The 13641-nt window shown below is 65.9% G+C and carries 11 protein-coding genes and 2 pseudogenes; 5 read left to right on the plus strand and 8 right to left on the minus strand.

Annotation, left to right across the window (positions count from 1 at the left end; all coding sequences use genetic code 11):
- Nucleotides 1-364 precede the first annotated feature (364 nt).
- Complete coding sequence (locus MTR72_RS11325; RefSeq protein WP_280964153.1) at nucleotides 365-1261, plus strand: DMT family transporter; 897 nt, start codon at nucleotides 365-367, stop codon at nucleotides 1259-1261.
- Here the strand turns inward: MTR72_RS11325 and MTR72_RS11330 are convergent.
- From MTR72_RS11330 to MTR72_RS11340, 3 genes are all read right to left on the minus strand, one after another.
- Entirely contained in the window at nucleotides 1258-3516 is a 2259-nt protein-coding gene (locus tag MTR72_RS11330) for a CHASE3 domain-containing protein (RefSeq protein WP_280964152.1), read from the minus strand. The genes MTR72_RS11325 and MTR72_RS11330 overlap by 4 nt on opposite strands.
- Entirely contained in the window at nucleotides 3513-3935 is a 423-nt protein-coding gene (locus MTR72_RS11335; RefSeq protein WP_280964151.1) for a response regulator, read from the minus strand. Before MTR72_RS11335 ends, MTR72_RS11330 begins: the two co-directional genes overlap by 4 nt.
- Before the next feature lie 217 nt (nucleotides 3936-4152).
- The gene (locus MTR72_RS11340; RefSeq protein WP_280964150.1) at nucleotides 4153-4842 is read right to left on the minus strand and encodes a BA14K family protein; all 690 of its coding nucleotides are present in this window, start codon (nucleotides 4840-4842) and stop codon (nucleotides 4153-4155) included.
- A 242-nt stretch (nucleotides 4843-5084) separates the two neighbouring features.
- On the opposite strand from MTR72_RS11340, the gene MTR72_RS11345 reads away from it, so the two are divergent.
- On the plus strand, nucleotides 5085-5492 hold the full coding sequence (locus tag MTR72_RS11345) for an NADH:ubiquinone oxidoreductase subunit NDUFA12 (RefSeq protein ID WP_280964149.1): 408 nt from the start codon (nucleotides 5085-5087) through the stop codon (nucleotides 5490-5492).
- A 352-nt stretch (nucleotides 5493-5844) separates the two neighbouring features.
- Here the strand turns inward: MTR72_RS11345 and MTR72_RS11350 are convergent, their stop codons facing one another.
- Together MTR72_RS11350 and MTR72_RS11355 are read right to left on the minus strand one after the other, a co-directional pair.
- Nucleotides 5845-6564, minus strand: a complete 720-nt coding sequence (locus MTR72_RS11350; protein WP_280964148.1) for a DUF899 family protein — start codon at nucleotides 6562-6564, stop codon at nucleotides 5845-5847.
- Between the two features lie 81 nt (nucleotides 6565-6645).
- A pseudogene (locus MTR72_RS11355) lies at nucleotides 6646-7331 on the minus strand (DJ-1/PfpI family protein).
- A gap of 95 nt (nucleotides 7332-7426) precedes the next feature.
- Here MTR72_RS11355 and MTR72_RS11360 point away from each other — a divergent pair.
- Nucleotides 7427-8287 (plus strand): annotated as a pseudogene (locus tag MTR72_RS11360) (GlxA family transcriptional regulator); the annotation flags it as partial.
- A 112-nt stretch (nucleotides 8288-8399) separates the two neighbouring features.
- On the opposite strand, the gene bla reads toward MTR72_RS11360, so the two are convergent.
- A complete protein-coding gene (bla, locus tag MTR72_RS11365; protein WP_280964146.1) occupies nucleotides 8400-9284 on the minus strand; it encodes a class A beta-lactamase in 885 nt (294 codons plus the stop codon).
- A 100-nt stretch (nucleotides 9285-9384) separates the two neighbouring features.
- Here bla and MTR72_RS11370 point away from each other — a divergent pair, with 100 nt between their 5' ends.
- On the plus strand, nucleotides 9385-10287 hold the full coding sequence (locus MTR72_RS11370; RefSeq protein ID WP_280964145.1) for a LysR family transcriptional regulator: 903 nt from the start codon (nucleotides 9385-9387) through the stop codon (nucleotides 10285-10287).
- Nucleotides 10288-10334: 47 nt separating this feature from the next.
- Here the strand turns inward: MTR72_RS11370 and MTR72_RS11375 are convergent, their stop codons facing one another.
- Entirely contained in the window at nucleotides 10335-11342 is a 1008-nt protein-coding gene (locus tag MTR72_RS11375) for a Na+-dependent transporter (RefSeq protein ID WP_280964144.1), read from the minus strand.
- A 122-nt stretch (nucleotides 11343-11464) separates the two neighbouring features.
- A complete protein-coding gene (locus tag MTR72_RS11380) occupies nucleotides 11465-12412 on the minus strand; it encodes an alpha/beta hydrolase (protein WP_280964143.1) in 948 nt (315 codons plus the stop codon).
- A 189-nt stretch (nucleotides 12413-12601) separates the two neighbouring features.
- Between MTR72_RS11380 and MTR72_RS11385 the strand changes: the two genes are divergently transcribed.
- Nucleotides 12602-13639, plus strand: a complete 1038-nt coding sequence (locus MTR72_RS11385; protein WP_341510364.1) for a DUF2155 domain-containing protein — start codon at nucleotides 12602-12604, stop codon at nucleotides 13637-13639.
- Nucleotides 13640-13641: the final 2 nt, after the last annotated feature.

Raw genomic sequence — 13641 nt, forward strand, 5'->3', positions numbered from 1 at the left:
CACTCGCGCCGAACGGATCGAAAGCTAGGACTCTCCGTTGCGCCCGTCAAGAACTAGTGCGAGTTCCTGAATCAAATACTAAATATGGTGGAAAGCGGGGGATAACAGGGGTCTCGGCCGCGCCTGTTGTGGGGGCAAGTATCAGTGAGTCCTCAGGGATTCCCAACCGAAAAAATTTGCATCCGGTGTGGATGCGCACCCTTCGTCCCGCTGTTCACAGGGCAGCTATATTTTTGGGCGGATGGGATTGCGTCAGCAAGACTCACGTAGTGCCACGGAACTTGGGGCAGGCATGCCCGCGAAGGTGGTGGTGAAGCCGCCGAATCCGCGTCAAGCTGACGGGCGTTTCTGCCGGGTACCCCACATGCATGATTCGACTCGCCGGGCTATGCGGCCGCGCATCGCCCCGGCCGGCCTGATGTTCCTCGCCATCACCTCGATCGGCTGGGGCTTCAACTGGCCGGCGACCAAATTCCTGCTCGCCGAGCTGCCGCCCTTGACCCTGCGCGGGGTGACCGGCGTGCTCGGCGCCGTGCTTCTGGCTGCGCTCGCCCTCGTCCGGCGCGACAGCCTGAGGGTCCAGCCCGAGATCTGGCCGCGCCTGCTGATTGCGGGCGTGCTCAACGTGACCGGCTGGATGGTGCTGATGGGGCTCGCGCTGCTGTGGCTGCCGGCGAGCGAGGCGGCGCTGATCGCCTACACCATGCCGGTCTGGGCCTCGATCATCGCCTGGCCGGTGCTCGGCGAGCGGCCGACGCTGCTGCGAACCATTGCGCTGGTGATGGCCTTTGCGGGCCTTGCCGCGATCATGGGCGGCAACGGCTTTGCGGCGAGCGAGGCCAAGCTGCCCGGCATCGTCATGGCGCTCATCGGGTCGATCGGCTTTGCGCTCGGCACGGTGCTTCTGAAGAAATACCCGATCCATCTGCCGCCGATCACGGCGGCGGCCTGGCAGATCGGCGTCGGCTGCCTGCCGGTCGCGATCGCGGGCCTTCTCCTCGAGACCACGCATCTTTCACTGGTGACGCCGATTGGCTGGGCGCTGCTGGTCTATTCGACCGTGGTGCAGTTCTGCATCGCCTATGTGAGCTGGTTCGCCGCGCTGTCGCGCCTGCCGGCCTCGGTTGCGGCGATCGGCACCATGGCGGTGCCGGTGATCGGCGTCGTCGCCTCGGCGCTCGCGCTGGGCGAGCCGTTAGGGGCGGGGCAGATCGCGGCGCTGATCTTCACGCTCGCAGGCGTCGTGCTGGCGACGCGCTAGCGCGGAGATCTTCCGCCCCCGCTCAGCGCCAGGCGGATCATCTCGGCGAGCTGGTTGCGGCGGTAGGGTTTCGTCAGCAGCATCACGCCGTCGTCGAGCTTGCCGTGATGTACGACGGCGTCGTCGGTATAGCCCGACGTGTAGAGCACTTTCAGCCCGGGGCGGATCTTTGCCGCCTTCTCGGCAAGCTCACGGCCGCTGATGCCGCCGGGGATGACGATGTCGGTGAACAGGAGATCGAAGGCCTCGCCGGCTTCGATCAATTGCAGCGCGGCCTTGCTGTCGGCGGCGGCGATGGTCCGGTAGCCGAGACTCTGCAACTGCGCGGTGACGAAGTTGCGCACCAGCGTATCGTCCTCGACGACCAGGATGGTCTCGACACCGCCCGCGGCAGCGGGGAGAGCGGGCGCAGTCGCTTCCGCCAAGCCTTCGCCCGGCGGCAGATAGAGCTTGATCGTCGTGCCGTGGCCTTCCTCGCTGTAGATCTTGATGTGGCCGCCGGACTGCTTGACGAAGCCGTAGACCATGGACAGGCCAAGGCCGGAGCCCTTGCCGACCTCCTTGGTGGTGAAGAACGGCTCGAACGCCTTCTCCTGGACTTCGGGCGGCATGCCGGTGCCGTTATCGCTGACCGCGAGCATCACGTAGGGACCGGGCCGGACGTCCGGATTGGCCTGCGCATAGGCCTCGTCCAGCGTGACCCGGTGGGTCTCGAGCAGGAGCTTGCCGCCGTTCGGCATGGCGTCGCGCGCGTTGATCGCCATGTTGAGCACGGCGTTGGTGAGCCGCGACGGATCGATGTGCGAGGTCATCGGCCCCTGTTCCAGCGCGGTCTCGATCTGGATCTGCTCGCCGAGGGTGGGGCGCAGGAGCTTTGCGATATCGGTGATCGCGGCGTTGATCTCGACGTCGCGCGGCTTGAGCGGCTGCTTGCGCGCAAACGCGAGCAGATGCTGGATCAGCTCGGCGCAGCGCTCGGCGGCATCGTCGATCAGCCGCGCCACGCGCTGGAGCTCGGGCTGCTGCTCCAGGCTCGCGACCAGCGTCTCGGTGTTGCCGGAGATCACCGTCAGCATGTTGTTGAAGTCGTGGGCGACGCCGCCGGTGAGCTTGCCGATGGCGTCCAGCTTCTGCGACTGGTGGAGCTGCCGCTCGGTTTCGCGCGAGGTGGTGGCATCGTGATAGACCAGCACCGCGCCGGAGATATTGCCTTGCGCGTCGCGCATCGGCCGGCCGCTGATCATGAGGTGCCGCGGAGGATTGCCGCTGTGCGGGCGTACGACCATCTCCAGCTCTTCGAACGCATCGCCGCGTAGCACGCGCGTCGACGGCAGCTCGTCCGGCTTGAGCGGCGTAACGCCATCGCCCTGAAAGACGTCGGACAGCGCCCGCAGGTTGCGCAGGTTCATGCCGGCGCGATGGAGCAGCATGCGCTCGGCGGCCGGATTGGACAGGAGGACGTCACCCTCATTGTCGATGACCAGCACCGCCTCCGCCATGCTGCGGAACGTGCTCTGGAGCACGTTGACGGAGAGGCGGAGCTCGTCGTGGGCGGTGACGAGATGCTCGGTGCGCTCGGCGACGGCAGCCTCGAGTAGCTCCTTGGCGGCCTGCGTCTCGTGCAGCGAGCTTTGGAGCTGGACCCGGGCGCGCCGGGTCTCGCGCATCAGAAGCGCGACCAGGAGCAGGATCAGCGCAGCCCCGGCGACATCGATGCCGAGTAGAACGATGCCGGTGCGACGTGAATCCGACGTGCGCGCGGCGAGCAGTGCGTCTTCTTGCGTGCTCAGGCGGTCGAGATTGGCCATCACCGTTTCCATGAGGCCGCGGCCCTCGGCCCTGCCCTGGAGCGCGGCAATGCCGGCGCGGTCATTCTCGGCGCGCAACCGCATCGCTTCGGCCGCGATCTCGAGCCGGCGCTGGATCAGCGGCCCGGTGTCCTCGAGCAGGGCGACCTGGTCGGAATTGTCGCGGAGGGCGCGCTTGAGCTCGGCCAGCGCCGGCGCGATGTTGCTGCGTGCGGCCTGGAAATCGTCGTTGAACCCGGGAGTGAGATAGATCTCGTAGCCGCGCGCTGCGCTCTCGGCGCGGCGGATCTGGACGCGCAGGTCCGAGATTTTCTTAAGGACGTCGATGGTGTGATTGACCCAGGCCGCATCGGACCGCGACTTGACGTCAAGTCCGATCGAGGCGGCGGTGATGATCAGGAGGATGGCAAGTCCGGCACCGAGAATGACGCGCTGCGAGGGGATCAAGGGGCTTCTTTCTTGTCCTTCAGCGGTGTGGTCTCGCCGGGGCCGGCGAGGCATTCCTTGATCGTGGTCAGCAGCGCTTCCGGCGTGAACGGCTTGCGCAGGCAGCGCATCGCGCCGAGCTCCAGCGCCATGCGCAAGAAATCGGGAGAGGGCGAGGCGGACGAAGCGAAGGCGTAACCGGACATCGCGATCAGCGGAATCGTCGGGGCGCGCTCGTGAAAGATGCGGATGGATTCGAAGCCGCGCATGTGCGGCATGAAGATGTCGACTAGCATGACATCAAAGGTCTGTGCCTCGAGCGCAGCAAGCCCTGTTTCGCCGCCGTCAGTCAGCGTGACGTCGAAGCCCTGACGTTGGAGGAGGACCTCGATGGTCGCGCCGACCATCGGATCGTCATCAACCACGAGGATACGCGGCATGACACTTCCCAGTAGATCGAAGTCCCCACAGCGGTTGTGATATAAGCGAATCGTGCGCCCGGTCAATTTTGGATTGGATCAGGGTAGATATGCACGGTGGGGTGATTAAGGGTCCATTTGCAACGGTGCGTACAAGACGTCGCCAGCGCACGCGATGCGCGTGAAAAGGGCGTCGCATCGCTGCGACGCCCTTTGGGTTCAAATGATCTTGATGCGCTTACGGGCAGGGATGCCGCTGTCCGTCATAGCCGAGATATGTGCCGGACGCCGGATCATACGACCTGTAGCGCTGAGCGCAGTAGGCTGCGGAGTCGCCGCCGCCGTCAGGCACCACGGCCACGGACGGCTCTTCGTCGTAATAGGTGTCACCATAATAGTAGGAGTCATCGTAGTACGGGCCGCCGCCATAATAGGCGTATGAGCCCAGCGCGCCGATTGTCGCACCTGCCGCCACGCCCGGCCAGAAGCCGCCGCGATGACGCCAGTAGCCACCGCGCCAATCGCCACCGCGCCAGTTACCGCCGCGCCAGGTACCGCCGGTTCCTGCGGCTGCGAAGCGTGTGCCGCCGGTCGTGACGGACGGCGAGGTTACGCCCGGACGCATCGCGGCACCGGCTGCGAAGCTGCGGCCGCCTGTGCTGAAGGACGGCGAAGCGCCGCCCGGACGTGCTGCGGCGTTCGCTGCGAAATTGCCGCCGCCACCGCGCATCGCCGCGCCGCCACTGAAGCCGCCGCCACCCATGCGCGCGCCGCCTCCACCGAAGTGAGCACCGCCGCCGCCTCCGCTGCCGAAGTGGGCGCCTCCACCACCACCGCCGTGGCCGCGCCCCTGTGCAAAGCTCGGCGACGCCATCGGCAGAACCAGCGCCAGCGCTGCGGCTGCGCCCAAAACTTTCAGACTGTTCATGTGCAACTCCTTTTCCCGGAAGCAAACCCGTTGAGGCGGCTGTGGTTCCTGGATCACACGTCTGGCGATCGAGGCGGGCTTCCACCCGCCACCCGTACCGGCATGAACGGATCGAGACGGGGCATTGCGGCGGCGGCAGTGCCACCGCCATGGCCTGTGCGTGGGTCACGTTCGCACCTGCCGAACTGGACATTTCGCCGCCCGGATGGCATCAGGACCCCGGAAAGCAGGGCCCTTGCCGCATGAAACAATTCTTCCTCAAGCTCTTCACCTGGTGGAATGGCCAGACCTTTGGCACCCAACTCTGGACCTGGCGGTTCGGGGAACTGGTCGGCCAGGACGAGCAGGGCAACCGCTACTATCGCACCCGCGGCGGGGCGATCGACCCGGCGCTCGGATTCGAGCGGCGCTGGGTAATCTATAACGGCTATGCGGAAGCGAGCCGCGTTCCGCCGGACTGGCATGGCTGGCTGCATCACGTCGTCGACGTGCCGCCGACCGAGATCAACTACCAGCCACGCGAATGGGAAAAGCCGCACCAGCCGAACCTGACGGGCACGCCGAGAGCCTACCGGCCGGCCGGTTCGACGCTCGCCAGCGGCAAGCGGCCAAAGGCGACCGGCGACTATCAACCCTGGACGCCAGGCTAATCACCCGGCCGACCGAATCGTCCTTCACTGCTTTTGGATGCATCCGCATCCGCTGCAGCCGTTGTGGACAATGGGAACAGCGGGGACGCCGCTTGCGCATCCGTTGCGCTGAGACGAGCAATGCGGCTCAATGATCCCATCTTACGGAGATGGGAGACCATCGCGTTCGGTTCGGGCAACAGCTCGCGACTGTCCCGATATGCAGCGGCCGCCGACGAGGACTCGACCGGGACATAGGCCCCCGGTCTGCTAGGTCCGAAATCGCCCGATGGAATGTGCAGCCGCCGTAAGACAGGAAAGGCCGCTTGGGAAACCGAGCGGCCTTTTTCTTTGATCGCGTTGCGCCAGCGCTTCAGTCGTAGCGCACCTTGGGGAAGAAGTCGCCGCGCCCCTCGGGCGTCATGTCGAGCAGGCCCCAGAGCGGATCGACCAGATCGCCCGCGCGATGGTGTTGCTTCGGCGCGGGCGGCGCAAAGCTCATCTCCGACCCCCAGAAGTGCCTGATCTTGCCGCTCGCCTTCTTGAAGACGTTGAAGATCGTCTCGTCCCAGTTCTGTCCGTCCGGAACATGATGCTGGGCGCGCATCCCCCTGGAGAATTTCGACGTATCGCCGAAGTAATCGGCATCGTAGCTGTTGCCGGCGGTGGACAGCAGCGACAGGTGCTCCCAGCCGCGTTCGTGGGCCCAAGCGGCGAGCCGCGCGATCGGCGATTTGGCGACGATGTGGAAGGCTGCGCGCTTGCCGATATGTCGTGCGGCGCCGTCGAGCCCGTCAAGCAGATGGGTGCAGCCGGGGCAGGGCAGCTCGCGTTCCGGCCCATACATGAAGCTGTACAGGATCAGCGTATCGTGCGGGCCGAACAGATCCGACATCCTGACCTGTTCCGGCATGCTCGTTTTGCCGATCCGCTCGAAGACATAGTCCTGCAGCACCTCGCCGCCGAGCGGCAGCGCGCGACGCTTGGCGGCCACGGTTTCAATCTGCGCCCGGAGGGCGATCTCCTCGTCCAGCAACGCATTTCGCGCGGCGCGATATTCAGTGCTTTCGTTGGGGTAGTGGAGATGCTCCATGCCTGATCTCCTGGACGCTGTGAATTTTGGTGCGGGCTTAACTCACCCCCAAAACGTCAGTTCCGCCCCAACATGGAATGCCTACATCACCCGCGCTGCCGCGCGCTTGACGGCCTCGATACGACGGGCCTGGTTTTGCGCGCCGCGTTCCCTGAGAAAAGCAAGCACCTCGGCAGGCGCCGTATCGGGCGAGCCCGCATTGAACGGGGGGCCGGATTGTATTCGAGGCGGAGCTGGATCGCCTCCGCCGTGGTGCGATCGACCAGCATCGATACCAGCGTCAGCGCGAAATCGATGCCCGCGGTGACGCCGCCGCCGGTGATGCGGTTGCGATCGATGCACACGCGCGTCTTCGTCGGCATCGCGCCGAAATGGCTGAGCATCTCCATCGCGCTCCAATGGGTCGCGGCGCGATAACCCTTCAACAGGGCGGCTGCACCCAGCACCAGCGATCCCGTGCAGACCGAGGTGACGTACTTGGCGCCCTCGGCCTGCCTGCGCAGGAAGTCGAGGGTCTCCTCGTCATTGACGAGAGCATCGATCCCAGAGCCGCCGGGCACGCAGATGACGTCGAGCTGCGGGCAATCGGCGAACGTCACGGTCGGCGTCAGCATCAGCACGGAATCGCTCGGCATCGGATCCAGGGTTTTCCAGATCAAGTGCACCGTCGCCCCCGGCACGGAGGAGAACACCTGCAAGGGACCGCTGAAGTCGAGCTGGGTGACGCGTGGGAACACCAAGAGCCCGATCTGTAACGGCGACGACATCGAAGAACCTCCCGAAAAATCAGCTTGACGTCGGCAGGATGGCATGGTGCCCTCGCGTCCGGAATGGCGCATTTCCCTCTTTTTCGGACTAAGCGATGATCGGCATCCTGATCTTCCCGGATTTCCAGTTGCTCGATGCGGCAGGTCCCATCTCGGCCTTCGAGATCGGCGCGCGCTACGCCGCCAAGCCGCTCGCGATCCGCGTGCTCGCCGTCAATGCAGGCCCGGTGCGCAGTTCGTCCGGCGTCGAGATGGTCGCGCGTGATTTCAAATCAGCCAATGCAATTACGACCCTTGTCGTTGCCGGCGGTGAGGGCGTGGCTGCGGCGGCACGCTGCCCCGCCACGCTGGCCTTCGTGCAGCGGCTTGCGCGGCGCGGCGTGCGGGTCGCGAGCGTCTGCTCGGGCGCCTACGTGCTGGCCGAGGCCGGACTGCTCGACGGCCGCCGCGCCACCACGCATTGGGGGCGCACGCGCGACTTCGTCGCGCGCTATCCGAAGGTGAAGTTCGAGCCAGACCAGATCTTCACCCGCGACGGCAATGTGTGGACCTCGGCCGGCATCAGCGCCGGCATCGACCTTGCGCTGGCGATGGTCACCGAGGATCACGGCGAGGAGGTGGCACAGCAGACCGCGCGGCAGCTCGTGCTCTACCACCGCCGCAGCGGCGGCCAGTCGCAATTCTCCTCGCTGCTGGAATTGAAGGCGCCGAACGGCCGATTCGGCGGGCTGTTGTCATGGGCGCGCGAAAATCTCGACGCACCGCTGACGGTGGAAGATCTCGCCGACCGCGCCGGCATGAGCGCGCGGCATTTCGCCCGCGCCTTTGCCGCCGAGACCGGCACGACGCCGTCCAAGGCGATCGAGCGGCTGCGTGTCGAGGTCGCGCGCGAGCGCGTGCAGTCCTCGCGCGAGGCGATCGAGCTCGTCGCGGAGGCGACCGGCTTTCGCGATCCCGAGCGGATGCGACGCGCCTTCATCCGCGCCTTCGGCCAGCCGCCGCAGGCGCTGCGGCGCGCGGCGCGGGCCGGCTAGGGCGTATACTTCCGGTCAGCCAAGCCTCTTCTAGTCAGCCAAGAGTCTTGCCGATCTCACGTCCTACAGATGCGATGATGTCATTTCGCCCATTCGGGTCGAGCGCGGATCCGGTGAGGTAAACTGCGATGATCAGCGGCGGGTGCTCGGGCGGCCATACGATCGCTACGTCGTTGGTGGTGCCGTGTTCGCCCGCTCCGGTCTTGTCGCCCACGCGCCAGCCTTGCGGCAGGCCGGCGCGCAATCGGCTATCTCCGGTCTTGTTCGCGATCAGCCATTTCGCGAGCTGATCGCGAGCTTCCGGCAGGAGCACGTTGCCGAGCAGCAAGCGCCTGAAGTTTGCGGCCATTGCATTTGGTGTCGTGGTGTCGCGCGGATCGCCCGGCGCCGCCTCGTTCAGTGCGGGTTCGATCCGGTCCAATCGCGTCACCTTGTCGCCGAGGCTCCGCGCAAAGCTGGTCAGCCCGGTCGTGCCGCCGATATTTTTCAAAAGCAGGTTTCCGGCGGTGTTGTCGCTCCTGGTAATGGCAGCGTCGCAGACCTCAAGGAGCGACATTCCTTCGCCGCCAACATGCTCACGGCTCACGGGCGAGTTCTCCACGATGTCGGCTTGCTCAACGCGAACGCGCCGTTCGAGGCGGTCCAGCCTGCCGCCTGCGCCTTTGAGGATTGCTGCGGACGCAAGCACCTTGAATGTGCTGCACATGGGAAAGCGTTCATCTCCCTTGTGATGAATCAGTGCTCCCGTTTTCGTGTCGAGCACGGAAACGCCGAGCCGGCCTCCGCTCTTCAGTTCCAGCTCTGTAATGGCCTCGATCAGTCGTGCTGTTCCGGCTGGCGCCGCACTCGAAATCTTGGGCAGGAAGGCACTTCCTGCGAACGCAAGTGCTGATGAGCCGAACTGACGTCGCGTAAGCATCGTAAACTCCCGTAAATCGTGCACAGGCTTTTGCTTCGCGCTCTATCGATTGACAAACGATGGTTCGTAAGGCCATCCATAAGCAAAACTTGGATCAGACGTGACCCGCCGTCCGCCCACCGTTTCCGGCCTGCCGCTCAATGCGCTCCGTTCATTCGAGGCGGCAGCGCGTCATCTCAGCTTCACCAAGGCCGGCCTCGAACTTCGCGTGTCGCAGGCCGCTGTGAGCCAGCAGGTGCGGATCCTCGAAGAGAGCCTGCGCGTAAAGCTCTTCAGGCGATTGACACGTGGGCTTGCCCTTACCGAAGAAGGTGAAGCGCTGCAGCCTGCGATCTCCGACGCCTTCAGTCGAATCAACCAGGTGCTGGACCGGTTTGAGAACGGTCGAATGCGCGAGATCCTGACGATTGGTGTGGTCGGTACGTTCGCGTCCGGCTGGCTCCTTCCGCGCCTCAAGAGCTTCACGGCCAGGCATCCGCACATCGACATCAGAATCTTTGCGAACAATAATCGCGTGGACCTCGGTGGCGAAGGATTGGACTACGCCATTCGTTTCGGCGATGGCGCGTGGCACGGAACGAATGCCGAGCGTCTGGTCGATGCGCACTTCACGCCGATGTGCGCGCCAACCATTGCGAAGCGGCTCGAAACCCCGGTCGACCTCCACCAAGAGGTGCTGTTGCGGTCTTATCGGACGGGCGAGTGGGCGCAGTGGTTCGAAGCGGTGAAGTGCCGGCAGCCTCGTATGGCCGGCCCGACCTTTGATTCATCGGTCTCGTTGGCGCATGCGGCAGCCCAAGGCGCCGGAGTCGCGCTGTTGCCCGTCGTCTTGTTTTCGGATGACGTGTCGCGCAAACGGCTGGTCTGTCCTTATGACAGTCAGGTCTATCTCGGATCGTATTGGCTCACGTCCCTGAAATCGAAGCGTTTTTCACACGCCATGCAAGCGTTCCGGGGCTGGATATTGGAAGAGTGCAAGAAAAAGAGACGGCACGAGAGATGATCCCTCATATGCGCCCCGGCTGCCGCGGAGGCTTGTGAGTGCGTACGCTAGGTCGGGCTGCCTGCGGCCGCTGCGCCGGACGCGTGCACGCGGGCCATCAAGCGGCGCGCGATCGGCGTCAGCATGTAGGGAGCGAGGTGGATCGGAAACTGGGTGAGCGCAAAGTAGAGCCAGGTCGTCGGCGGCAGCGCGCCCGCGGTCGCAGCCAGCATCAGCCCCAGATTGCGCTGTGACACCATCAGCCCGAGCGCCAGCGCGCGCTCGTACCCGACGCGGCGGAAGAGCAGCGTCGTGACCGCCAACAGCGTGAAATAGACCGCAAACGCCATCAGCGCGACGCCGATCGTGAAGACCGGATCGGTCACGAGGTCGCTCGCCACATCGCCCATCACCGCCGACGCGAACACCAGCAGGATGATGATGTTGATGCCGTCGATCGGCCGCCTGTGGCGGTGGATCGCATCAGTGCCGACGGCACGGCGGATGACAGTCGCGGCGAGCAGCGATCCGGCAAGCAGGCCGAGCAGCTTCAAGCCGAGCGTGAGCGGCGTGATGCTGAGGCTGGCGCCGAGGAACAGGCTTGCGAACAGCGAGGCGGTGAAAGGCACGAGCGCGGTCGAGGTCACCAGTGTGACCAGCACCAGCGTGGCGTCGAGGCCGATCATCGCGGCGAGCGCGGGTGAGGCCATCATCGGCGAGGCCATGCCTTGCAGCATCAGCGCGAGGAAGAGGCCGGGCGAGCGGCTGTCGAACCCGGTCGACCAGGCGAGCAGCCCGACGAGCATGGGCACGCCGATCGTGGTCCACGCCGTGGCGGCCGCGACCAGCCCGGGCCGGCGCAAATGGCCGTAGAGCGCGGCCAGATCGACGCGCATGAAGGAGATGCAGAGCAGGCAGAAGATCGCCTCGGTGACGTAGGGGCGCAGCAGCGCCCCGATCGGCGGCACCGCAATCGCGATGAACACCAGCGCCGCCACCGCGCGCGTGCCCTGGTCGCCGAGCCAGGTGAGCCCGCGCAGGGGAACGGCGAAGATGGTTCGAAGGCTGATAGACATCCGGGTTTTTCAGTATCGATGGATTTGTAGCCCGGATGAGCGAAGCGATATCCGGGGCAGGTGCTTCCGGTGGATAAAGTGTCCCGCATGTCGCTTCGCTCATGCGGGCTACAACGCTTTCGCTAGCCCAAGCCTTTCAGCCATGCGCCGATCTCGCTCGCGGCAACGTTTGCCTGCGGGAGCAGCTTGCCCATGGTGAAGAAGCCGTGGAACTGCCCGGGAAAGTGCCTGGAGGTGACGCTCACGCCGGCCCGCTTCAGACGCGCGGCGTACTCTTCGCCTTCATCGCGGAGCGGATCGGCGCCGGCGGTGAGCACATAGGCCGGCGGCAGGCCGAGAAGCGTCGCGGCGCGTGCCGGCGAAGCGCGCCAGTCCTGGATGTCGGCGACGCCGTTGAGATAATGATCGCGGAACCAGCGGATCACCGAATGCGTGAGCAGCACGCTGGTCTCGGGCTCGCTGTGAGAGCCATGCGTCATGGCGAAATCGATCGCCGGATAGATCAAGACCTGACCTGCGATCGCAGGACCGTTGCCGTCGCGCGCGGCGAGCGCGACGACGGCTGCGAGATTGCCGCCGGCGCTGTCGCCGCCGACCGAGAGGCGCGCGGCGTCGATGCCGAGATTGCGCGCGTTGGCCGCAACCCATTTGGTCGCGGCGATCGCATCGTCGACGGCGGCGGGAAACTTGTGCTCGGGCGCGAGGCGGTAGTCTACCGAGATCACGATCAGCGCGCCTTCGATCGCGAGCTTGCGGCAGGCGACATCATGGGTCTCGAGATCGCCGATCACCCAGCCGCCGCCGTGGAAGAACACCAGCGCAGGCGACAATCCGTCGCGCCGTCGCAGCTCGGCGGGAACATAGATGCGCGCCGGGATCGCGCCGTGCGACGCCGGGATCGCCAGCTCCGCGATGCGCGCCAGCTCCGGTGCGTCCGGATTGGTGGCAAAGCGCGCCTGCGAATAATAGGCGCGCGCTTCCGGCGCGGTTAGGCTCTCGTAGGCGGGGCGGCCGGCCTCCTGGAACGCCCTGTAGACGGCGGCGGCATCGGGATCGAGTACGACGGGCATGGGCGGTCTTGTCCTGCTCCGGTTGGCCCGGAGACGCTTGGACCCTCCGGCGGGCCCTGGCCGACTATTCCATCCCAAGACGGGTCTGGCCAGTCGGCGGCTGGCAGAGGAGGGCAGGAATGCCGCCCTTTCCCCGCCGTATTCGGCGTGTTAACCGGGTGGCCTGCGAGCGGCGGTATCCCCTGTAGAATGTCCAACAAGCCCGATTCGCTGTTGAAGCCGCGCGAGATGTTTCGAACCCTTACCCTGACAGGACTTGCGGCGCTGCTGGCCGCCTCGGCGATGACGCTTGCGCCGCCTGCGCAGGCGCAGATCGGCACGATCTTCTCCGACCCGCCGCCGCGGCCGCCGGGCAGCATTCCGCGCGGCCAGCCGCAGCCGCAGATCCCTGATGACGACGAGGAGGTGCCGGAGCTGCCGCCGCAAGGCCGTGTGCTGCCGTCGCGCCCGATGCCGCGTCAAAGCAATCCTCAAGGCAACATTCAGGGCAACGCGCTGCCCGGGCCGGTCGAGACCCAGCCCCTGGCGCCGCCGCCGGGCACCACCGTTGCTCCGCAGAACCAGCCGCCGTCCGTGGCGGTCGCCCCGCCCAATCCGCAAGGAGCGCCGCAGCCGGGCGCGGCACCTGGCCAGCGCCAGCCCCAGCAGAAGGGCGGCGTGCCGCAGGCGCCAGCGAGCCTCCAGCCGGGCGATGAGGTCGTCACCGAGCCGCCGGCGCAGAAGATCGTGAACAAGAAGGCGACCTTCTCGGGCCTCGACAAGATCACGGGCCGCATCATCAATTTCGACGAGGACGTCGGTGAGACCGTGCAGTTCGGCGCGCTGCGCGTTAAGACCGACGCCTGCTACACGCGGCCGGCGACGGAAGCGGCCAACACCGACGCTTTCGTCGAGGTCGACGAGATCACCTTGCAGGGCGAGGTGAAGCGGATTTTCTCGGGCTGGATGTTCGCGGCCAGCCCGGGCCTGCACGGCGTCGAGCACCCGATCTACGACATCTGGCTCACCGATTGCAAAGAGCCGCAGCAGACCATCGCGACCGCGGCACCCGACCCCGCCGCCGCAAAGCCGCCGCCACCGCCGCCGCCTGCGCAGAAGAAGGCCGCGCCGAAGCAGGTGCAGCAGCGTCCGCCACAGCCATTGCCGCCTCCGCAGCAGCCGCAGCCGGCTGCACCGCCGCCGCAGCAGCAACCGGGCCTGTTCAATTTCCCCGGATTTAGTCGCTAGTC

The sequence above is a fragment of the Bradyrhizobium sp. ISRA442 genome (assembly GCF_038085055.1).
In the GTDB taxonomy this organism is placed as follows: domain Bacteria; phylum Pseudomonadota; class Alphaproteobacteria; order Rhizobiales; family Xanthobacteraceae; genus Bradyrhizobium.

Excerpts from the sequence above, each read along its gene's own strand:
- MTR72_RS11325 (WP_280964153.1), top strand. The coding sequence starts at position 365 with ATGCATGATTCGACTCGCCGGGCTATGCGGCCGCGCATCGCCCCGGCC.
- MTR72_RS11335 (WP_280964151.1), bottom strand. The coding sequence starts at position 3,935 with ATGCCGCGTATCCTCGTGGTTGATGACGATCCGATGGTCGGCGCGACC.
- MTR72_RS11340 (WP_280964150.1), bottom strand. The coding sequence starts at position 4,842 with ATGAACAGTCTGAAAGTTTTGGGCGCAGCCGCAGCGCTGGCGCTGGTT.
- MTR72_RS11345 (WP_280964149.1), top strand. The coding sequence starts at position 5,085 with ATGAAACAATTCTTCCTCAAGCTCTTCACCTGGTGGAATGGCCAGACC.
- MTR72_RS11350 (WP_280964148.1), bottom strand. The coding sequence starts at position 6,564 with ATGGAGCATCTCCACTACCCCAACGAAAGCACTGAATATCGCGCCGCG.
- bla (WP_280964146.1), bottom strand. The coding sequence starts at position 9,284 with ATGCTTACGCGACGTCAGTTCGGCTCATCAGCACTTGCGTTCGCAGGA.
- MTR72_RS11375 (WP_280964144.1), bottom strand. The coding sequence starts at position 11,342 with ATGTCTATCAGCCTTCGAACCATCTTCGCCGTTCCCCTGCGCGGGCTC.
- MTR72_RS11380 (WP_280964143.1), bottom strand. The coding sequence starts at position 12,412 with ATGCCCGTCGTACTCGATCCCGATGCCGCCGCCGTCTACAGGGCGTTC.
- MTR72_RS11385 (WP_341510364.1), top strand. The coding sequence starts at position 12,602 with ATGTCCAACAAGCCCGATTCGCTGTTGAAGCCGCGCGAGATGTTTCGA.